The organism is Pseudomonas putida (assembly GCF_001976065.1).
Lineage (GTDB): Bacteria > Pseudomonadota > Gammaproteobacteria > Pseudomonadales > Pseudomonadaceae > Aquipseudomonas > Aquipseudomonas serbica.
In genome coordinates this window covers 336,102-356,750 of record NZ_MNAH01000002.1, presented here as the reverse complement: position 1 = coordinate 356,750, position 20,649 = coordinate 336,102, and the positions used below count along the sequence as shown (strand labels likewise).

The 20,649-nt window shown below is 60.1% G+C and carries 15 protein-coding genes and 2 pseudogenes; 11 read left to right on the top strand and 6 right to left on the bottom strand.

The features are described 5' to 3' along the window. Nucleotides 1-60: 60 nt before the first annotated feature. A complete protein-coding gene (locus BKX96_RS08255; protein ID WP_077183335.1) occupies nucleotides 61-1,563 on the top strand; it encodes an ATPase domain-containing protein in 1,503 nt (500 codons plus the stop codon). After that, nucleotides 1,560-3,230 (top strand): ATP-binding protein, encoded by a 1,671-nt coding sequence (locus tag BKX96_RS08250; protein ID WP_077183334.1) that lies wholly within the window; start codon nucleotides 1,560-1,562, stop codon nucleotides 3,228-3,230. The genes BKX96_RS08255 and BKX96_RS08250 overlap by 4 nt, the downstream gene beginning before the upstream one ends. A 97-nt stretch (nucleotides 3,231-3,327) precedes the next feature. On the opposite strand, the gene BKX96_RS08245 is transcribed toward BKX96_RS08250, so the two are convergent. From BKX96_RS08245 to BKX96_RS33490, 6 genes and pseudogenes are all read right to left on the bottom strand, one after another. Then, nucleotides 3,328-3,705 (bottom strand): response regulator, encoded by a 378-nt coding sequence (locus BKX96_RS08245; RefSeq protein WP_046819979.1) that lies wholly within the window; start codon nucleotides 3,703-3,705, stop codon nucleotides 3,328-3,330. Between the two features lie 77 nt (nucleotides 3,706-3,782). Next, entirely contained in the window at nucleotides 3,783-4,964 is a 1,182-nt protein-coding gene (locus BKX96_RS08240; RefSeq protein ID WP_077183333.1) for a hybrid sensor histidine kinase/response regulator, read from the bottom strand. Beyond that, on the bottom strand, nucleotides 4,958-5,551 hold the full coding sequence (locus tag BKX96_RS08235) for a chemotaxis protein CheB (protein WP_046819981.1): 594 nt from the start codon (nucleotides 5,549-5,551) through the stop codon (nucleotides 4,958-4,960). Before BKX96_RS08235 ends, BKX96_RS08240 begins: the two co-directional genes overlap by 7 nt. Further along, complete coding sequence (locus BKX96_RS08230; RefSeq protein WP_046819982.1) at nucleotides 5,548-6,381, bottom strand: CheR family methyltransferase; 834 nt, start codon at nucleotides 6,379-6,381, stop codon at nucleotides 5,548-5,550. Before BKX96_RS08230 ends, BKX96_RS08235 begins: the two co-directional genes overlap by 4 nt. Beyond that, a pseudogene (locus BKX96_RS33495) lies at nucleotides 6,382-7,608 on the bottom strand (response regulator); the annotation flags it as partial. 65 nt (nucleotides 7,609-7,673) lie between these two features. Further along, a pseudogene (locus BKX96_RS33490) lies at nucleotides 7,674-9,870 on the bottom strand (CHASE3 domain-containing protein); the annotation flags it as partial. Nucleotides 9,871-10,130: 260 nt separating this feature from the next. On the opposite strand from BKX96_RS33490, the gene BKX96_RS08220 reads away from it, so the two are divergent. The 9 genes from BKX96_RS08220 (at nucleotide 10,131) to xylB (ending at nucleotide 20,638) form a co-directional block, all read left to right on the top strand. After that, on the top strand, nucleotides 10,131-10,496 hold the full coding sequence (locus BKX96_RS08220; protein ID WP_077183331.1) for a response regulator: 366 nt from the start codon (nucleotides 10,131-10,133) through the stop codon (nucleotides 10,494-10,496). A gap of 72 nt (nucleotides 10,497-10,568) precedes the next feature. Beyond that, complete coding sequence (locus tag BKX96_RS08215) at nucleotides 10,569-11,870, top strand: glycosyltransferase (protein ID WP_077183330.1); 1,302 nt, start codon at nucleotides 10,569-10,571, stop codon at nucleotides 11,868-11,870. Between the two features lie 86 nt (nucleotides 11,871-11,956). Beyond that, nucleotides 11,957-12,862, top strand: a complete 906-nt coding sequence (locus BKX96_RS08210; RefSeq protein WP_046819986.1) for an AraC family transcriptional regulator — start codon at nucleotides 11,957-11,959, stop codon at nucleotides 12,860-12,862. A 246-nt stretch (nucleotides 12,863-13,108) separates the two neighbouring features. After that, nucleotides 13,109-14,419 carry an ABC transporter substrate-binding protein gene (locus BKX96_RS08205; RefSeq protein WP_077183329.1) on the top strand — a complete coding sequence of 437 codons (1,311 nt, stop codon included), beginning with the start codon at nucleotides 13,109-13,111 and terminating at the stop codon, nucleotides 14,417-14,419. Nucleotides 14,420-14,587: 168 nt separating this feature from the next. Further along, nucleotides 14,588-15,487: a carbohydrate ABC transporter permease gene (locus tag BKX96_RS08200; protein WP_235431896.1), complete on the top strand. Its 900-nt coding sequence runs from the start codon at nucleotides 14,588-14,590 to the stop codon at nucleotides 15,485-15,487. Nucleotides 15,488-15,497: 10 nt separating this feature from the next. Then, entirely contained in the window at nucleotides 15,498-16,328 is an 831-nt protein-coding gene (locus tag BKX96_RS08195) for a carbohydrate ABC transporter permease (protein ID WP_077183328.1), read from the top strand. Nucleotides 16,329-16,393: 65 nt separating this feature from the next. Next, on the top strand, nucleotides 16,394-17,497 hold the full coding sequence (locus tag BKX96_RS08190) for an ABC transporter ATP-binding protein (RefSeq protein WP_077183874.1): 1,104 nt from the start codon (nucleotides 16,394-16,396) through the stop codon (nucleotides 17,495-17,497). Nucleotides 17,498-17,512: 15 nt separating this feature from the next. Further along, complete coding sequence (locus BKX96_RS08185) at nucleotides 17,513-18,985, top strand: mannitol dehydrogenase family protein (protein ID WP_077183327.1); 1,473 nt, start codon at nucleotides 17,513-17,515, stop codon at nucleotides 18,983-18,985. A gap of 156 nt (nucleotides 18,986-19,141) precedes the next feature. Beyond that, nucleotides 19,142-20,638: a xylulokinase gene (gene xylB, locus BKX96_RS08180; RefSeq protein ID WP_077183326.1), complete on the top strand. Its 1,497-nt coding sequence runs from the start codon at nucleotides 19,142-19,144 to the stop codon at nucleotides 20,636-20,638. Nucleotides 20,639-20,649 lie beyond the last annotated feature (11 nt).

Below are 20,649 nucleotides of genomic sequence, written 5' to 3'. Positions count from 1 at the left end.
CAGGTAGCCCGCTATGCTTTACGTGCTGCCTCGCTTCCCCTAGTCATGAGAGGGCATTTTTTGTCTACATCCAACGAGTTGATCAGCGTAAAAGCCGCCACAGGGATCGATGGTCTTGATGACATCCTCGATGGCGGCCTGTCCCGCGGCCATGTGTTTTTGCTTGAGGGTGAACCCGGTACCGGCAAAACCACGGTCGCCTTGCACTTTTTGTTGGCCGGTGCCCTAGCCGGTGAGCGCTCGTTGTACATCACCCTGTCCGAAACCGAACGCGAATTGCGTCAGGGTGCGCGCTCCCATGGTTGGGAGCTGGACGATAACGTCCATATATTCGAACTGACGCCCCCCGAAAGCCTCCTGACTGCCGAGCACCAGCAATCGCTGCTGTATTCCTCGGACCTGGAACTGGGGGAGGCCACCAAACAGATTTTTGAAGTGGTCGAGCGCGTCCGGCCTACCCGCGTGGTGCTCGACAGCCTCTCCGAGATTCGTCTGCTGGCGCAAAGCTCGCTGCGTTACCGGCGGCAGATCCTCGCCATCAAGCACTACTTCGTACGCTACGAGGCCACGGTGCTGCTGCTCGATGACCTGACCACCGAATCCCTGGACAAGACCGTGCACAGCGTGGCGCACGGGGTGATTCGCCTTGAGGAACTGACGCCCAACTATGGCGCCGAGCGCCGACGTGTTCGCGTGGTGAAATACCGTGGGCAGAAATACCGCGGCGGTTATCATGATTTCACCATCATGGGCGACGGCGTACACGTGTTCCCCCGCCTGGTAGCCGCCGAGCATCGTGGGGATTACCTCAGGCAACAACTGACCAGCGGCATTCGTGAAATGGATGCGCTGCTCGGCGGTGGTATCGAGACAGGCTCGAGCACCCTCATCCTCGGCCCGGCCGGCACGGGCAAGTCGCTGATCTCGATGATTTTCGCCGCCGCAGCCGTGTCCCGAGGCGAGAAAGCGGCCCTGTTCATCTTCGATGAAGAGCTTGGCCTGCTGTTCGCACGCATGAAGAACATCGGCATCGACTTGAAAGTCTTGCAGGACAGCGGCAATTTGCTGATCGAGCAAGTGGATGCCGCCGAGCTCTCCCCCGGAGAATTTTCCCATCGGGTTCGGCGCTGCGTCGACGAAAGCGACATCAAGACCGTGGTAATCGACAGTATCAACGGCTATCAAGCGGCAATGCCGGAAGAAAACGCCCTGGTGCTGCACATGCACGAGCTGCTGCTGTACCTCAATCGCAAAGGGGCGGCAACCTTCATGACGGTTGCCCAGCACGGACTGGTCGGTGACATGCAGGCTCCGGTGGACATCACCTACCTGGCCGACACGGTCATTCTATTGCGCTATTTTGAAGCCCTGGGCAAGGTACGGCGGGCCATTTCAATCATCAAGAAACGCACCGGTAGCCATGAATCGACCATCCGTGAATACAAGATCAGCGCCACCGGCATGACCATCGGCGAGCCGCTCGAAACCTTCCAGGGTGTGTTGCGCGGTGTCCCGACCTACCTGGGCGCGAGCAATCCCCTGCTCGGGGATGAAAGCCCGTGATTGTCAATGAAGCGACGTCCGAGCGTGCGATCATTCTTGCGCCCCTGGGACGTGACAGCCAGATAGCCTTGATGCTGCTCAATGAAGCGGGGTTCGGCGGTGTCGTCAGTGCCGACCTGCCGGGACTTTGCCAGGAGCTGGAGAAAGGCGCCGGCTTGTTGCTCATGTCTTCGGAAGCCTTGCTGCGCAGCGATCTGGAACCGCTGCTCGGGCTGATCGAACAACAGCCGGCATGGTCCGATCTGCCGATCGTCTTGCTGACCCACCATGGTGGCCCGGAACAGAATCCGGCGTCACGCTTTGGCCCCCTCTTGGGCAATGTCACGTTCCTCGAACGCCCCTTCCACCCGGAAACCTTGATCAGCCTGGTCGGCGCCGCCCTGCGCGGTCGCCGACGACAGTATGAAGCCAGGGACCGGCTGGTGGATTTGAGCCAAAGTGAACTGCGCCTGCAAAACACCCTCGAGACTTTGGAGCAGCAGGTTGAAGAGCGCACCGCACAACTGCGCCACAACGAGGAAGTCCTGCGCCAGTCGCAAAAAATGGAAGCGGTCGGCCAACTTACCGGCGGCATCGCCCACGACTTCAACAACATGCTGACCGGCATCATCGGCAGCCTGGAATTGTTGCGCCGACGCCTCGCCCGGGGGCGTACAGAGGATCTGGACAGCCTGATCGACCTTGGCGTGACCTCGGCCAATCGTGCGGCAAGCTTGACCCACCGGCTGCTGGCGTTTTCCCGGCGCCAGTCGCTCGACTCCAAGCCCGTGCAGATGAATACCCTGGTGGTGTCCATGGGCGAACTCTTGCAGCGCAGCATCAACGAAAGCATTCACTTGGACATGCAGTTGGATGAGCAGCTGTGGGTCGCCGAAGCCGACCCCAATCAACTGGAGAGCGCCCTGCTCAACCTGGTGATCAATGCCCGCGACGCCATGCCCGATGGCGGAAAACTGTTGGTGCAGACCTCCAACCGGTACCTGGACGCCGAGTTCACCAAACCCCACGGCAACCTCAAGCCCGGCGACTACGTGGTATTGAGCGTCACCGACAATGGTTGCGGCATGCAGCAGAGCACAATCAACCGAGCCTTTGACCCGTTCTTTACCACTAAACCCATCGGCCAGGGCACTGGCCTGGGCTTATCGATGATCTACGGCTTCAGCAAACAGTCGGGCGGCCATGTCGCCATTCAGAGCGACGTCGGCGAAGGCACCACGGTGAACCTGTATCTGCCGCGTTTTGGCGGTGACCTGCCCCAGGACAATCCAATCGACGTCGAACATGCCCCCTACGCGCAAAACGGCGAGACCGTGTTGATCGTCGAGGACGATCCGGCGGTACGGCTGTTGGTCAGCAACGTACTGGGTGATCTGGGCTATGCCTTTGTCGAGGCTTGTGATGCCGACACGGCGATGCCGATCCTCGACTCGACCCAGCGCATCGACCTGCTGATCAGCGACGTCGGTCTTCCCGGGATGAACGGTCGGCAACTGGCAGAAATCGGCCGGCAGCTGCGGCCAGACCTGAGGGTGCTGTTCATCACCGGCTATGCCGAGCACGCGGCGGTGCGCGGCGGCTTTCTCGATCCGGGCATGCAGATGATCACCAAGCCCTTCACCTTCGACCTGTTGACGGCCAAGGTGCAGGAGATGATTCGCGCCTGAACCCGCTTTCCACCACCACGTTTGTGAAGGCGCTGGCCGAGGGCTGCGATCTTTTGATCTTGCTTTTTCGCAGCCTTAGGCAGCTCCTGCAGGGTGGTCAGGAGAGCATGTCCTGCATCATTTCCTGTAACACATCCAGATCGAATGGCTTGGCCAGAATCGGCGCCGTACGGGTAATAGGGCTATCCGTCTCTCGGATTTCCTGCGGGTAGCCGCTGATAAAAATCACCTTGAGTTCAGGTCGCAGCTTCACCGCGGGCTCGGCGATCTGCACGCCGGAGATTCCGCCCGGCAGGCGGAAATCGGTGATCATCATGTCCAGGTGCGGCTTGCTGGCGAGGATCTCGAAGGCCTGCTCGCCGTTCTCGGCCTGCAGGACCCGATAGCCCTCCCCCGACAGGTAGGCCGAGAGCACCATCAGGATAGAGGGATCGTCCTCGACGACGAGGACTACATCTTGTGCATCTTCACTCATGGGAAGCCTTTGTTCGGTCAATAGCTGCTGATACGACCGTGGGGTCGATCAGAGGTTGCGTTTATCTGGCTGTTTTCCTACAGCGGCAGACAAACGCGAAACAGGGCGCCTTCGCCAATCCGGCTTTCGACGGTGATGGTACCGCCATGGGCGGTGACTATCTGTTCGGAAATAAATAACCCCAGTCCCAGTCCGGCAACGACATGGTTGGCCGAGACGCGCTCGAATTGCTGGAAAATCCTTTGCTGGTTCTCTTCACTGATGCCTATTCCGTGATCACGGACTTCCACCCGGGCCTCACGGTTCTCACTGTACACCTTCACGGTGATCGGACTCTTGGCGCCATAACGCAAGGCGTTGGTCAGCAGGTTGGAAATGACCTGTTCAATGCGAAATTCATCCCAATCGCCCAGCACCGGTTGCTCGGCCTCCAGGCTGACCGACGCTTCTGCGGCCTCGATCTGCGGGGCAAAATTCTGCAGCAAACCGCGAACCAGCGCTGCCAGATCAAAGTGTGTGGGGCGAATCGACAATTTGCCGGTGCGAATGCGCGAGACATCGAGCATGTCTTCGATCAGGCGGATCAGGCTCTTGATCTGCCGTTCGTCGCGATCGACCATGGCGTGCATCTTGTCCAGGGTAAACGCCGCGGCGTTGTCCCGGGCCAGGTGCATCTTGCGCAACTGGGTCTCGAGAATCAGGCCATTGAGCGGCGTGCGAACTTCATGGGCAACGATTGACATGAAATCATCGCGCATGCGCACCGCCTGCTCCAGTTCCCGCTGGGTACTCTGCAACTGCTTGAGCAGCGCTTCCTGCTCGCGGCGGCTCTGCTCCAGCGCTTCGACCTGTTGCTTCATGGCCTTGCTCTGGCGGTAGAGGTCGACAAAGACATTGACCTTGCTCTTGACCGCCTGGATATCCAGGGGCTTGTGGAGGAAATCCACGGCGCCGCTTTCATAGCCCTTGAATGCATAGTTCAGCTCACGACCGGCAGCGCTGACGAACACGATCGGAATGTTCTTGGTCTTTTCCGTACCGCGCATCAACTCGGCCAGCTCGAAGCCATTCATGCCTGGCATCTGCACATCGAGGATGGCCATGGCGAACTCGTGTTGCAACAGCAGCGACAAGGCTTCATCGGCAGACAGTGCCTTGTAGACCAGACGGTCGTCACGGGAGATCAGCGCTTCAAGTGCCAGCAGATTCTCCGGCAGATCATCGACGATCAGCAATTTGGCCTGAATATTTCTTAGCATGCGATTCTTTCCAGCTCGACAAGCAAACGGCCGATGCCGTGTATGGGGAGTATGTGATCGGGTTGCAGCGTATCCAGCGCCGCCTGGGGCATGGTCGCGACCTGGGCGTCGTCCGGGTCCTGGACGATGGTCAGCCCGCCACGCTGCTTGACCTGGGACAAACCCCGCGCGCCATCCTGATTGGCGCCGGTCAGCAACACGGCGGCCAGGGTCGGGCCGTAGGCATCGGCAGCCGATTCGAACAGGTAGTCGATGGCTGGCCGCGAATGGTGTACACGGTCTTCCTGGCTCAGGGAAAAACTGCGGTCCTGTTCGACCGACAAGTGATACCCGGGAGCGGCGAAATACAGGGTTCCGGGTTCGACCGGGGTCTTGTCCAGCGCTTCGAGGACCGGCAGCGCCACGCGCCGGGCGAAGACTTCCGCCAGCTGGCTGCGGCGCTCGTCCGGCAGGTGCAGGACCACGATGATCGGCAGCACGAAACCCTCGCGCAGCGGACCGAGGATGTTGAACAGCGCCTCTACCCCGCCGGCCGAGGCACCGATCACAATGGCTTCTATGGTAGCGACACCCGTTTCGCTGTTCATGTTTTGCGATAAATCCGTTCTTGTTTGACCAGCGGCTCGAACTGGTTGCCGAAGGCCGAAAAATCCGGGGTTTCTTTGCTGCCCAGCGCCATGAAGCCACGGTGGCATAGCGACTCATGAAACAACCCGAAAGCGCGATCCTGCAGTTTTTTATTGAAGTAAATCAATACATTACGACATGAAATTAACTGAGTTTCTGAAAATACACTGTCCGTTGCCAGGCTGTGGTCGGCGAAGGTGACGTTTTCGCACAACGACTTATCGAATATCGCGTAGCCATACGCCGCAGTGTAGTAGTCGGCGAAGGAGCACTTGCCCCCCGCCTGCTGGTAGTTGGAAGTGTAGGCGCGGACATTCTCCATGGAGAAAATCCCCTGCTTGGCCTTTTCCAGCGAGCGTGGATTGATGTCGGTGGCGTAGATGATGGTGCGCTCGAGCAAGCCCTCTTCGCGCAGCAGGATGGCCATCGAATAGACTTCTTCACCGGTGCTGCACCCGGCGATCCAGATCTTGATCGACGGGTAGGTCTTGAGCAGCGGCACCACCTCCCGGCGGATCGCCAGGAAATGCGAAGGGTCGCGAAACATTTCACTGACCGGGATCGTCAGCAATTGCAGCAGTTGCATGAACGCCGTCGGGTCGTGCAGGACCTTTTCCTGCAACGCCGAGATGGTGTTGCACTCGAACTGGCTCAAAGCGTGCGCCACCCGACGCTTGATCGATGCGCCGGAGTAATCGCGAAAATCGTAGCTGTACTTGAGGTAGATCGCCTCGATCAACAAGCGCAATTCGATTTCGCTGCTTAGCTCCCCTGAAAAATTGCGCTCCACTTAAATGCGTTCCATCTTCGGTAACCACACGCGAATCAGCGAGAACAGGCGGTCCAGGTCGATGGGCTTGGCCAGGTAATCGTTGGCGCCGGCCTGCAGGCAGCGTTCCTGATCGTCCTTCATGGCCTTGGCCGTCACCGCGATGATCGGCAGCTTGCGCCAGCGCGGCTCCTTGCGGATCAAGGTAGTGGCCTCAAAGCCATCCATCTCCGGCATCATCACGTCCATCAACACCAGATCGATGTCTTCAAATTCATTCAATCGCTCGATCGCTTCACGACCATTGCGGCCGATGACCACGACGGCGCCCTTTTGCTCCAGTGCGCTGGTGAGGGCAAAGATGTTGCGTACATCGTCGTCCACCAGCAATACCTTGCGCCCCTCGAACACCTTGTCACGGCTGCGGGCGGTCTTGAGCATCTTCTGCCGGTCATGGGACAACCGCGATTCGACTTTGTGCAGAAAAAGTGTCACCTCGTCCAGCAGGCGCTCGGGTGAACGCGCGCCCTTGATGATGATCGAGCGCGAATACTTGCGCAGTTCCGCCTCTTCGTCCCGGGTCAGGTTGCGCCCGGTATAGACAATGACCGGCGGGAACGAGCAGATGTCCTCGGTGGACATGCGCTTGAGCAGGTCATTGCCGAGCATGTCCGGCAGCTTGAGGTCGATGATCATGCAATCGAACACGGTGGTGCGCAGCAGGGCCAGGGCATCCTGCGCCAGGCCGACGGCGGTGATTTCGATGTCTTCATCGCCGATCAGCAAGGAAATACTGTCGCGTTGCAGATCATCGTCTTCGACCAGCAACACGCGCTTGACCTTCTGGGTCAGCTTGGCTTCCAGGCGCGCGAACACTTCCTTGAGTTCTTCGCGGGTGGTCGGCTTGACCGCATAACCGATGGCCCCCATGTGCATCGCCGCTTCGACCCGGTCTTCAACCGAAATCACATGCACCGGAATATGCCGGGTTTCGGCATGTTCCTTCAGGCGTTGCAGCACGGTCAGCCCGGAGTGATCCGGCAGGCGCATGTCCAGCAGGATGGCGTCCGGCACGAATTGCCTGGCCAGGTCGTAGCCTTCGTCGGCGCCGTGGGCCACCAGGCACTGGTAACCCAGTTCATGGGCGAGGTCATAGAGGATGTGCGCAAAGTTCGGCTCGTCCTCCACCACCAGGATACAGCGCGCATCGAAGGGTGCCTTGAGACGGTCATCGGCGAAACGCGCGATCTCCTGGACCAACTCAGGCGCTGTCACGACAGGCGCAATCCGGTTGGGTACAAGGGCCGGTAAGCCGCGCAACGGCTCGACGGGATCCATGCCTGGCTCGGCGTATTGCAGCGGCAGGATAAGGCTGAACGCACTGCCCTGCCCCGGCGTGCTGGCGACGTTGATCGAGCCGCCGAGCAGCGCGGCCAGGTCGCGGGAAATCGACAGGCCCAGGCCCGTCCCGCCGTAACGACGATTGGTGGTGCCATCGGCCTGGCGAAAGGCTTCGAAAATGCTTTCCTGTTGATCCTCGGCAATGCCGATCCCCGAATCGCTGACGATAAAGGCAATGCCGTGATCCGGCGCCGAAGTCACGGTCAGGCTGACACGGCCTTGCTCGGTGAACTTCACGGCGTTGGAGAGCAGATTCTTGATGATCTGCTCCACGCGCTGGCGGTCGGTATACATCATCGATGGCGCACCGTCCTGCAACTCGACCTGAAAATCCAGTTGCTTGTCCGCCGCCAGGGGCTGGAACATCCCCCGCAAGCCGTCCACCAGGCGCGCAACGCTGGTGTTTTCCGGACGTATTTCGAGTTTGCCGGCTTCGACCTTGGAAATGTCGAGAATGTCGTTGATCAGATTGAGCAAATCATTGCCGGCCGAGTAGATCGATTCGGCGAACTTGACCTGCTCGGCACTCAGGTTTTCCTGCTGGTTTTCCGCCAACAGCTTGGCCAGGATCAGCGAACTGTTCAACGGCGTGCGCAGTTCGTGGGACATGTTGGCGAGGAATTCGGACTTGTACTTGCTCGAACGCTGCAGTTCTACGGCGCGCTCTTCGAGCTGGGCCTGGGCTTGATTGAGCTCGGTATTCTTCAGGTCCATGGCGTCACGTTGTTCGGCCAGCACCTGCGCCTGTTCGGCAAGTTGTTCGTTGGTCTGTTCCAGCTCGACCTGCTGGGTCTCCAGATGCGCCTGGGATTCCTTGAGAATCCGCGACTGCTCTTCCAGTTCTTCGTTGGCGGTCTTGAGCTCTTCCTGCTGGACCTGCAGCTCTTCGTTGAGTTGCTGGGTCTCGGCCAATACCTCCTGCAGGCGCTGGCGATAACGCGCGGCCTCGATGGAAGTACCGATATTGCCGGCGATGAGCTCCAGCAGGTCGATGTCACGGTCGGTCAGCGGGCGCAGGAAGCCCAGTTCGATGACGCCGTTGATGCGGTCGTCGTCGCTGGTCGGCACCACCAGCACGCTGTGCGGCAATCCTTCGCCAAGGCCGGAACTGACCTTGAAATAGTCGCTTGGCACAGCGTCCAGGCGAATCAGCCGGCCCTGTTGCGCCACCTGGCCGACAATCCCTTCGTCGCTGTAGATCTGCTGCTCTCGCGCCTGCTGTTCCCGGGACAAGCCATAGGACGCCACGCGGCGCAGGCCACCGTGTTCTTCGCGCACATAAATGGCCGCCACGGCACTGCCCAGGTACTGCGCGCAGAATTGCAGGATGTTTCGCCCCAGCAAGTTCAGCGACAGCTGGCCCAGCACTTGCTCGGCCAGCTGGGTCTGACCGTTGCGCAGCCAGGCCTGTTGTTCCAGCCGCAGGGCACTGGCCTGTTGCGCCGCCAGGGTCGCTGCATAGCTTTGCGACAGGTTGAGCAAGTCGCGGCGACCGATGTACGCCAGCAATGCGCTGATCCCGGCAATGAACAGCAGATAAAGCGTGATACTCCAGATCGTGGTGCGGCGCACTTCCTCGTTGCGCGTAGCGCGCAGCTGTTGCTCCATGTCGATCACGTCTTCGTACTGCTTGCGGATCTCATCGGTCAGGCGCTTGCCTTTGCCGGCCTTGACCGCCCCGCGGTAGTCACCGTTGACGCGCTGCAGTTCGATCATGGATTGCGCGTAACTGCCCCACTCCCGCTGCAAGGACTCCAGCCTGTGCAAGCGGTCAGTCTGGACCGGGTTGTCGGCAGTCAGCTCAAGCAAGGTCCTGAGCACGACCTCGATGCGCGGCTTGGCCGTTTCATAGGGTTCGAGAAACTTTTCATCGCTGGTGAGCAGGAAACCGCGCATGCCGGTTTCCAGGTCGACCGTCAGCTTGACCGCCTCATTGGCGTTATTGATCACTCGGTCGGTGTGCTCGACCCACTGGATCGTCGACAGCAGATAAGTGATCAGCGACACGAAGAAAACCGCACTGATGGCGCCGACGCCAAGCGGCAGGCTGATGTTGCGGCTCAGGAGCTTACGAAATCGCTGCTCGTCAACCGAAGACTCAGAGGTCATAGTTAAGCCTTGTTGAACGGATGAAAACCAAGGAGTTTGCCCCAAAACTGACGTAATGATCGAATTTTCTTCCGACTTTTGCCGCAAAGTGCACATTCATCTGCAGTCGCGCCAACGCAGCGGTTATCCTTCGCACTCACCCGTGCCGCATTCTTTTTATAGCGTATCGGGAACTTGTCGGGACGCGACACTTACTCATGCAAGAGAGCCGGCGATTTCGATCGGCCGAAAAGCCCATCCACCCTTCTGAGACCGCCATCATGAACGCCAACGCTCCCACTATCCTTGTCGTCGAAGACGATGCCATCGTGCGCATGTTGATTGTCGACGTGTTGGAGGAGCTGGAGTTCAAAGTCCTTGAGGCCGATGGCAGCGAACAGGCGCTGGAAATTATCAAGGACTCGAACCAGCACATTGACCTGATGATGACCGATGTCGGCCTGCCGGTCATGGACGGCCGCGAGCTGGCCAAAGAAGCGCGCAACGTGCGCCCCACTCTGCCTATCCTGTTCGCCAGTGGGTATGCCGAAAGCATCGAAGTGCCCGAAGGGATGCAAGTGATCGGCAAACCGTTCTCCATCGATCAGTTGCGCGACAAGGTCAAAGACATCCTCCAAAATGCCTGACCACGGCCGGACTTTATTGCCGACTCCCTTTATCTCCTCAAGCTTTGTGCCCGTTGCAAGGAATCCCCGTTCATGAGTCAGCCCCGCGCAACCAACGTCCTGGTCATTGGTTACGTCTGGCCCGAGCCCCGCTCTTCGGCGGCCGGCGGGCATATGATGCAAATCCTCGAAAGTTTCCTGCAGCAAGGCTGGCACGTCACCTTCAGCAGTCCGGCCCGCAGCGGCGAGCATAAAGCCGACCTGACGGCAATGGGCATCCGTGAAGTACCGATCGAGCTGAACAACAGCAGTTTCGACCGGTTCATCAGCGAATTGGCCCCGGACATCGTGCTGTTCGATCGCTTCATGATGGAAGAACAGTTCGGTTGGCGAGTGGAACAACACTGCCCCGATGCACTGCGGGTACTCGAGACCTCCGACCTGCAGAGCCTGCGCGACGCGCGGCATCAGCGACTGAAGAAGCGCTTGAAGGCCAGTGACGACAACAATGACTTCAACGATCTGTTCGCGCCAGCGTTGCGCGAGGAGTTCGAGTTCATGGCCGAGACCGACCTGGCCCAGCGGGAAATCGCCGCGATCTATCGTTGCGACTTGAACCTGATGATTTCCGAGGTGGAGATCGAGTTACTGGTCGAACACTTCAAGCTACCGCGCAGCCTCCTGCATTGGTGCTCGCTGATGGTGGACTTGCCCACCCATGCGCCTGTGCCGTTCGAAGACCGGGCGCACTTTCTGCACATCGGCAATTTTCGCCATGCCCCCAACTGGGATGCAGTGCTCTGGCTCAAAACCACTATCTGGCCAATGATTCGCCAGCAGCTACCTGCGGCTCAACTGCACATCTACGGCGCCTACACACCGCCCAAGGCCACCGCGCTGCACAACGCGGCGCAGGGTTTTCATGTAATGAACTGGGCTGAGGACGCCTTGCAAGTGATGTCGGCGGCACGGGTGTGCATGGCACCGTTGCGCTTTGGCGCGGGCATCAAAGGCAAGATTGTCGATGCCATGCTCTGTGGCACGCCGAACGTCACCACGCCCGTCGGTGCAGAAGCCATGCACGCAGACGAGCCATGGCCAGGGGCGATCACCCGCACAGCCAGGTCCTTTGCCGACTGTGCCGTGCAGCTTTACCAGGACAAGGCCCAGTGGCTCGATGCCCAGGCCCGGGGGCTGGACCTGCTGGCGAGCCGCTATCAGCCACATGACCATGGTCCGGCACTGATAGCTCGGCTCGAGGAGTGCCGCCGACACCTGGTTGCCATCAGGAGAGACAACTTTACCGGCAGCATGCTGCGCCATCATCAACACAAAAGTACCCGATACATGGCGCAATGGATCGAAGCCAAGCATCGCCACGGGGCAGATAGCTGACAAGACAATCGACAAGCGCAGCAACTGGCATATTCGCTCGCGAAAGAGGCATGATCGACCTGCGATAACAATAAAAGCGTCCCGACATGAGCCGAGCTACCCGCGTTACCGATCCTTCCTATGAACTGATGGACGACCATGACGGGTTGTCCATCATCTATCGCCAGCACGGATTCCCCTGCCCCCTGGTGCGCTGGCATTTTCACAAGGAGTACGAGCTGCACTTGATCGTCGCCAGTTCGGGCAAGGTGTTCATTGGTGACTATATTGGCAACTTCCATCCGCAAACCCTGTTCCTGACCGGCCCTAACTTGCCCCACAACTGGATCAGCCAGGTGGCGGAGGATGAAGTGGTGCCCAAGCGCGACATGCTGGTCAACTTCACGGACGAATTGTTCGACAGCGGCTATCAGGTGTTTGCCGAGCTCAAGACCCTGGCGCCGCTGCTCGAGCGCGCGCAGTACGGCATCGAGTTTCGCTGCAAGCACACCATCGGCAAGGCGATGGAGCTGATGCAGCGCATCGCCGACACCCAGGGCGTGACCCGCCTTGGGCATTTTTTCATCCTGCTGGAGTTGCTGGGGGCTTGCGACGATTACCAGTTGCTGTCCGGCGCGACCACGCCACAACAGGCCGACGAGCACAGCATCGACCGCACCAACCGCGCGGTGGACTACATCTTTGCCCACTACGCCCGCGAGTTGCCGCTGGAGGAAGTCGCCGGGCACCTGGGCATGAAACCGACCTACTTCAGCCGCGTGTTCAAGCAGGCCACCGGGCGCTGCTTCATCGAGTTCGTCAATCGCCTGCGCATCAGCAAATCCTGTGAGCTGCTGGCCGACGGCGACAAACCGGTGACCGAGGTCTGCTTCGAATCGGGCTTCAACAATATTTCCAACTTCAACCGGCGTTTTCAGCAGCTGAAGGGCATGACTCCGTCGCATTACCGGCGGTTGGTGGTGCAGCGGCTGACCGAGCAGAACCTGGGCTGACACCCGGGATTCCCTCAGGTGCTGCATTTCACCTCAACGACCTGTACGAATCCCAGTGCTGAAAGCCCTTCCTTGCGTCTACACCCCTAAGGCCGAGTGCAAAATAGTATCAATCCAAGTGCGATGGATGATTTGTCTCGCCCGCCATTCAAGGCTGTAATCGCTGCACATTCTTCCAGCCCTCGGAAGACACAAAAACAATAACTGTCCTTCTGTCGCCCACCCGGCGCAGAAAAGGAGTGCACGATGCAATCTTCGGTAAAAGCCCTGCTTGCCCTCACCTGCCTGACCCTCAGCAGCGTCAGTGTTGGCGCCCAGACCCTGACCATCGCCACCGTCAATAACAGCGACATGATTCGCATGCAAAAACTCTCGAAAACCTTCGAGGCCGAGCATCCGCAGATCAAACTCAATTGGGTGGTGCTCGAGGAAAACGTCCTGCGTCAGCGCCTGACCACCGACATCGCCACGCAAGGCGGGCAGTTCGACGTGCTGACCATCGGCATGTACGAAGCCGCACTGTGGGGTGCCAAGGGTTGGCTGGAGCCGATGAAGGACTTGCCCGCCACTTACGCACTCGACGACGTGTTCCCGGCGGTGCGTGAAGGCTTGTCGGTGAAGGGCTCGCTGTATGCCCTGCCGTTCTATGCCGAAAGCTCGATCACCTATTACCGCACCGACCTGTTCAAGGTCGCCGGCCTGACCATGCCCGAGCGCCCGACCTGGACCCAGATCGCCGAGTTCGCCGACAAACTCACCAACAAGGATAAAGAACAGTACGGCATCTGCCTGCGGGGCAAGGCAGGCTGGGGCGAAAACATGGCGTTGCTCACCACCGTCGCCAACGCCTATGGCGCCCGCTGGTTCAATGAGCAGTGGCAGCCTGAATTCACCGGACCGGAGTGGAAAAACGCGCTGAACTTCTATGTCGAGACCATGAAGAAGTCTGGCCCGCCGGGCGCCTCGAGCAACGGCTTCAACGAAAACCTGGCGCTGTTCAACAGCGGCAAGTGCGCGATCTGGGTTGATGCCAGCGTCGCCGGCTCGTTCGTCACCGACAAGACCCAGAGCAAGGTCAGCGACCACGTCGGTTTCACCTATGCGCCCCATGAGGTCACCGACAAAGGCTCGGCCTGGTTGTACTCCTGGGCATTGGCGATCCCGACCAGCTCCAAGGCCAAGGAGGCGGCGAAAACCTTCAGTGCCTGGGCCACGTCCAGGGAATACAGCGCCCTGGTCGCGGAAAAAGACGGCATCGCCAACGTGCCGCCAGGCACCCGGGCCTCCACTTACAGCGAGGCCTACATGAACGCCGCGCCGTTTGCCAAGGTCACGCTGGAATCGCTCAAGGCGGCGGACCCGAGCAAGCCGACGCTCAAACCGGTGCCTTACATCGGCATCCAGTTGGTGACCATCCCGGAGTTCCAGGGCATTGGCACCCAGGTCGGCAAAGCCTTCTCGGCGGCGCTGATCGGCCAGACCACGGTTTACCAGGCGCTGGCAGCGGCCCAGCAAACCACTGAACGCGAGATGAAGCGCGCCGGGTATCCCAAATAACCCCGTATTCAATGTGGGAGCGGGCTTGCTCGCGAAAGCGGAGTTTCAGTCGCAGGAGATGTAGCGGATGTACCGGCCTCTTCGCGAGCAAGCTCCCACCGTTGATCTTCATATGCCTGTCATTAATCGGTTGTGATCACCATGAATACATCTACTGCCAAAGCTCACATGGACATCCCCCAACCGCAGCGCAAAAGCCGGTTGAGCAACCCTGGCTGGTTCCTGGTCAGCCCTTCGGTAGCGTTGCTGCTGTTGTGGATGATCGTTCCGCTGGGCATGACCCTGTACTTTTCGCTGATTCGCTACAACCTGCTCAATCCGGGTGAAAACGAATTCGTCGGGCTGGAAAACTTCACCTACTTCCTGACCGATTCGGGTTTCATGCCCGGTGCCACCAACACCCTGTTGCTGGTGGGCAGTGTGCTGCTGATCAGTGTGGTATTTGGCGTATTGATCAGTGCGCTGCTGGAGGCCAGCGAGTTTCTCGGTCGCGGCATGGTCAGGGTCATGCTGATCTCGCCGTTCTTCATCATGCCCACGGTCGGCGCACTGATCTGGAAGAACCTGATTTTCCATCCGGTGTCGGGGATTCTCGCCTTCGTCTGGAAGCTGTTTGGCGCGCAGCCAGTGGACTGGCTGGCGCACTACCCGCTGCTGTCGATCATCATCATTGTCTCCTGGCAATGGTTGCCCTTCGCGATCCTGATCCTGATGACGGCGATGCAGTCCCTGGACCAGGAGCAGAAGGAAGCCGCACGCCTCGATGGCGCCGGGCCCATCGCGATCTTCTGGCACCTGACCCTGCCGCACCTGGCGCGACCGATTGCGGTGGTGGTGATGATCGAAACCATCTTCCTGCTCTCGGTGTTCGCCGAAATCTTCACCACCACCAATGGCGGCCCCGGCTACGCCTCGACCAACCTCGCCTACCTGATCTACAACCAGGCGCTGGTGCAGTTCGACGTTGGCATGGCATCCGCGGGCGGCTTGATTGCGGTAGTGATCGCCAACATCGCGGCCATCGTGCTGGTGCGCATGATCGGCAAAAACCTGACTGACAAAGCCTGAGGCCCGCGCCATGACCCTTCAACAATCCCGTCGCCTGCAAAGCCTGCTGCTGGGCACCCTGGCCTGGGCCATCGCGATCCTGATCTTCTTCCCGATTTTCTGGATGGTGCTGACCAGTTTCAAAACCGAAATCGATGCCTTCGCCACACCACCACAGTTCATCTTCGCCCCGACGCTGGAGAACTACCTGCATATCAATGAGCGCAGCGACTACTTCAGTTTCGCCTGGAACTCGGTGGTGATTTCCTTCAGCGCCACGGCCCTGTGCCTGCTGATCGCGGTGCCCGCAGCCTACTCCATGGCTTTCTACGAAACCCAGCGCACCAAGGGCACGCTGCTGTGGATGCTCTCCACCAAGATGCTGCCGCCGGTGGGGGTGCTGATGCCGATCTACCTGCTGGCCAAGAGCTTCGGCCTGCTCGATACACGGATCGCGCTGATCGTCATCTACACCCTGATCAACATGCCGATCGTGGTCTGGATGGTTTACACCTACTTCAAGGACATTCCCAAGGACATCCTCGAAGCCGCCCGCCTGGATGGCGCCACCTTGTGGCAGGAGATGGTCCGGGTGCTGCTGCCGATCGCCAAGGGCGGCCTGGCCTCGACCGTGCTGCTGTCGCTGATCCTGTGCTGGAACGAGGCGTTCTGGTCACTGAACCTGACCTCATCCAACGCCGCGCCACTGACCGCATTGATCGCCTCGTACTCAAGCCCTGAGGGGTTGTTCTGGGCCAAGTTGTCGGCGGTGTCGACCCTGGCCTGCGCGCCGATCCTGATCTTCGGCTGGATCAGCCAGAAACAACTGGTGCGCGGCCTGTCGTTTGGCGCCGTGAAATAACGCGATTGGCCGGCCCCTACAGAAAAACGGATTCAACCTGAAAATTTAACCGGAGGCCCATGATCATGGCCAACCTGAAAATCAAGAATCTGCAAAAAGGCTTCGAAGGCTTCTCCATCATCAAGGGCATCGACCTGCAAGTGAACGACAGGGAGTTCGTGGTGTTTGTCGGCCCATCGGGATGCGGAAAATCCACCCTGCTGCGTCTGATCGCGGGGCTGGAGGAAGTCAGCGGCGGCACCCTCGAACTCGACGGCCGCGACATCACCGAAGTCAGTCCGGCCAAGCGCGACCTGGCGATGGTGTTCCAGACCTACGCCCTGTACCCGCACATGAGCGTGCGCAAGAACATGTCGTTTGCCCTCGACCTGGCCGGGGTGCCGAAAGCCGAGGTCGAGAAAAAAGTCGGCGAAGCGGCGCGTATCCTTGAACTCGGCCCCATGCTCGATCGCAAGCCCAAGCAGCTGTCCGGCGGCCAGCGCCAGCGGGTAGCGATTGGCCGGGCGATCGTGCGCAATCCCAAGATCTTCCTGTTCGACGAACCGCTGTCCAACCTCGACGCCGCACTGCGGGTACAGATGCGTCTTGAATTACTGCGCCTGCACAAAGAGCTGCAAGCGACGATGATCTACGTGACCCATGACCAGGTCGAGGCGATGACCATGGCCGACAAGGTCGTCGTGCTCAATGGCGGCAAAATCGAGCAGGTCGGTTCACCGCTGGACCTCTATCACCAACCGGCCAACCTGTTTGTCGCAGGCTTTCTCGGCACACCGAAAATGGGCTTTCTCAAGGGCCAGGTCAACCGGATCGACGGCCAGGGCTGCGAAGTGCAGCTGGACGCCGGCACCCGTATCAGCCTGCCGCTGAGCGGCGCCAACCTGAGCGTCGGCGGCGCCGTCACCCTGGGTATTCGCCCGGAACATCTGGAGCTGGCCACACCTGGCGACTGCACGCTGCAAGTCACCGCCGACGTCAGCGAACGCCTGGGCAGCGACACTTTCTGCCATGTGCGGACCGCGTCCGGCGAAGCCTTGACGATGCGGGTTCGCGGCGACCTGGCCAGCCGCTACGGCGAGACCCTGAGCCTGCACCTGGACGCCAATCACTGCCATTTATTCGATGCCGACGGCGTGGCACTTGCCCGCCCGTTGCGCGTCGCTGCCTGATTCAGAGAGCCTGCGATGAAACTCGATAAACACAGCCTGCACCGCCTCGCACCCGAGGTTACCGTGCCCGCCTACGCCCTGAGCGACACCCGCCAGGGCATCGCGCACATTGGCGTCGGCGGTTTCCACCGCGCCCACCAGGCGTATTACACCGATGCGTTGATGAACAAGGGCGAAGGCCTGGACTGGGCCATTTGTGGCGTCGGCTTGCGCGGCGAAGATCGCCGCGCCCGGGATGATCTGCGAGCGCAGGACTACCTGTTCACCCTGTTCGAGCTCGGTGACAGCGATGACACCCAAGTGCGCGTCATCGGTGCCATCCGCGACATGCTGCTGGCCGAAGACGATGCCCAGGCGCTGATCGACAAACTCGCCAGCCCCGGGATCCGCATCGTTTCGCTGACCATCACCGAGGGCGGTTACTGCATCGATGACAGCAACGGCGAGTTCATGGCCCACCTGCCGCAAGTCCAGCACGATCTGGCGAACCCCAACGTACCGAAAACCGTGTTCGGTTTCCTCTGCGCCGCCCTGGCCAAACGCCGCGCGGCAGGCACGCCGGCGTTCACCTTGATGTCCTGCGATAACCTGCCACACAACGGCGCGGTGACCCGCAAGGCCCTGCTGGCGTTCGCCGCCCTGCGCGATGCCGACCTGCGGGACTGGATCGAGCGCAATGTGAGCTTCCCCAATGCCATGGTCGACCGCATCACGCCAATGACCAGCACCGAACATCGCCTGCAACTGGCTGACAGGCATGGCGTGGACGATGCCTGGCCAGTGGTGTGCGAACCGTTCGTGCAGTGGGTGCTGGAGGACAAGTTCGTCAATGGCCGCCCGGCCTGGGAAAAGGTCGGCGTGCAGTTCACCGACGACGTCACGCCTTATGAAGAGATGAAGATCAAACTGCTCAATGGCAGTCACCTGGCCCTGACTTATCTCGGTGTTCTCAAGGGTTACCGCTTCGTCCACGAAACCATGAACGACCCGCTGTTTGTGCGCTACATGCGCGCCTACATGGACCTGGACGTGACACCGCAGCTCTTGCCGGTGCCCGGAATCGACCTGACCGAGTACAAAAACACCCTGGTGGCGCGCTTTTCCAACCAGGCGATTGCCGACCAACTGGAGCGCGTGTGCTCGGACGGTTCGTCGAAGTTTCCCAAATTCACCGTACCGACCATCAACCGCTTGCTCGCCGATGGCCGGGACACCCGGCGAGCGGCGCTGGTGGTGGCGGCGTGGGCCTTGTATCTGAAGGGTGTGGATGAGAATGGCGATACCTATGCCATTGCGGATCCGCGGGCGGCGTTCTGTCAGGCGCTGGTGGCGGATGATGGGTTGCTGACCCAGCGGTTGCTGCGGGTTGAGGAGATTTTTGGCACGACGATTCCTCGCTCAGCGGAATTTGTCGCGGCGTTTGAGTGGTGTTGCAACAGTTTGCGCGAGGATGGGGTGTCGCGGACTTTGGAGCGGATCCTGGCTTGAGTTCAGCGGTGAACTGACTGCCGTCATCGCGAGCAGGCTCGCTCCCACATTGGCTCCTGTGGTTTGGGTCATTTGTGTGCGCGCAAGATCGCCTGTGGGAGCGAGCCGCTCGCGATCGGGATCACTGATATCTACCTGACGATCCAAGGATCTGCCATGGCAAACCAACGATTATTCCTCGGCATCGACTGCGGCACCCAGGGCACCAAGGCCATCGTCCTCGATGCGCACAGCGGCCAGGTGCTGGGCCAGGGTGCCGCCGCGCACAAGCTCATCAGCGGCGCCAACGGCCGCCGGGAACAAGACACCGCGCAATGGCTGGGTGCACTCACCCTCGCCACCCGTCGTGCGTTGCTGGCGGCGGACATCGACGGCCAGGACATCCTCGGCCTTGGCGTTTCGGCCCAGCAACATGGCCTGGTCCTGCTCGACGATCAAGGCCAGGTCCTGCGCCCGGCAAAGCTCTGGTGCGACACCGAAACCACCGCGCAGAACGATCGCCTGCTCAATCATCTGGGCGGAGAAAAAGGTTCGCTGGAACGCCTCGGCGTGGTGATTGCGCCGGGCTACACGGTTTCAAAGCTGCTCTGGACGAAAGAACAGCACCCCGATCTGTTTGCCCGAATCGCGCACATCCTGCTGCCCCACGACTACCTTAATTTCTGGCTCACCGGCCGCCATTGCAGCGAGTATGGCGACGCCTCGGGCACCGGCTATTTCAATGTGCGCACCCGTCGGTGGGATGTGCAGTTGCTGTGTGACATCGACCCTACCGGGCGTCTGCAAGCGGCGTTGCCGGAACTGATCGATGCCCATCAAGCGGTCGGCACTCTGCTGCCGGGCATCGCCGAACACCTGGGCATCAACCCGCAGGCACTGGTGTCCAGCGGCGGTGGCGACAACATGATGGGCGCCATCGGCACCGGCAACATCAAGCCTGGGGCGATCACCATGAGCCTCGGCTCGTCCGGCACGGTGTACGCTTTCGCCGAGCAACCGAAGGTCAGCGCGGATGCAGCTGTCGCTACGTTTTGTTCCTCCAGCGGCGGTTGGCTGCCGTTGATCTGCACCATGAACCTGACCAATGCAACAGCGGTTATCCGCGAGCTGCTCGCACTGGATATCGACGATTTCAACGCCCTCGTTGCCCAGGCTCCCATCGGTGCCGAAGGCGTGAGCATGCTGCCGTTCCTCAACGGCGAACGTGTGCCCGCCCTGCCCCACGCCACTGCAAGCCTGCTGGGACTGACCATGGACAACCTGACCCGGGCCAACCTGTGTCGCGCCGTTGTCGAGGGCACGACCTTCGGATTGCGCTACGGGCTGGACCTGCTGCACCACAATGGCTTACAAAGCCTGCGCATTTGCCTGATCGGTGGCGGGTCGAAAAGTGCGGCGTGGCGGCAGATCGTCGCCGACACCATGAACATGAAAGTCGTCTGCCCCGAGCAGAGTGAAGCCGCAGCCCTTGGCGCGGCGATTCAGGCGGCGTGGTGCAAGTCCTGGGCAAATGGGCATGAGGACAGCCTGGCGGATCTGTGCGAACGCTGTGTGAAGCTCGATTCGGCCAGTGAAACCTGGCCGATCGCAGAAAACGTGGCGGCCACGCGGTTAGCCTATGAACGCTATCAACGGCATGTCGCAACCCTTTAAAGAGCGATCAA

Bases quoted from the DNA above. Each gene is read 5' to 3' on its own strand.
- BKX96_RS08245 (WP_046819979.1), bottom strand. From the start codon at position 3,705: ATGAGTGAAGATGCACAAGATGTAGTCCTCGTCGTCGAGGACGATCCC.
- BKX96_RS08240 (WP_077183333.1), bottom strand. From the start codon at position 4,964: ATGCTAAGAAATATTCAGGCCAAATTGCTGATCGTCGATGATCTGCCG.
- BKX96_RS08235 (WP_046819981.1), bottom strand. From the start codon at position 5,551: ATGAACAGCGAAACGGGTGTCGCTACCATAGAAGCCATTGTGATCGGT.
- BKX96_RS08220 (WP_077183331.1), top strand. From the start codon at position 10,131: ATGAACGCCAACGCTCCCACTATCCTTGTCGTCGAAGACGATGCCATC.
- BKX96_RS08215 (WP_077183330.1), top strand. From the start codon at position 10,569: ATGAGTCAGCCCCGCGCAACCAACGTCCTGGTCATTGGTTACGTCTGG.
- BKX96_RS08210 (WP_046819986.1), top strand. From the start codon at position 11,957: ATGAGCCGAGCTACCCGCGTTACCGATCCTTCCTATGAACTGATGGAC.
- BKX96_RS08205 (WP_077183329.1), top strand. From the start codon at position 13,109: ATGCAATCTTCGGTAAAAGCCCTGCTTGCCCTCACCTGCCTGACCCTC.
- BKX96_RS08200 (WP_235431896.1), top strand. From the start codon at position 14,588: ATGGACATCCCCCAACCGCAGCGCAAAAGCCGGTTGAGCAACCCTGGC.
- BKX96_RS08195 (WP_077183328.1), top strand. From the start codon at position 15,498: ATGACCCTTCAACAATCCCGTCGCCTGCAAAGCCTGCTGCTGGGCACC.
- BKX96_RS08190 (WP_077183874.1), top strand. From the start codon at position 16,394: ATGGCCAACCTGAAAATCAAGAATCTGCAAAAAGGCTTCGAAGGCTTC.
- BKX96_RS08185 (WP_077183327.1), top strand. From the start codon at position 17,513: ATGAAACTCGATAAACACAGCCTGCACCGCCTCGCACCCGAGGTTACC.
- xylB (WP_077183326.1), top strand. From the start codon at position 19,142: ATGGCAAACCAACGATTATTCCTCGGCATCGACTGCGGCACCCAGGGC.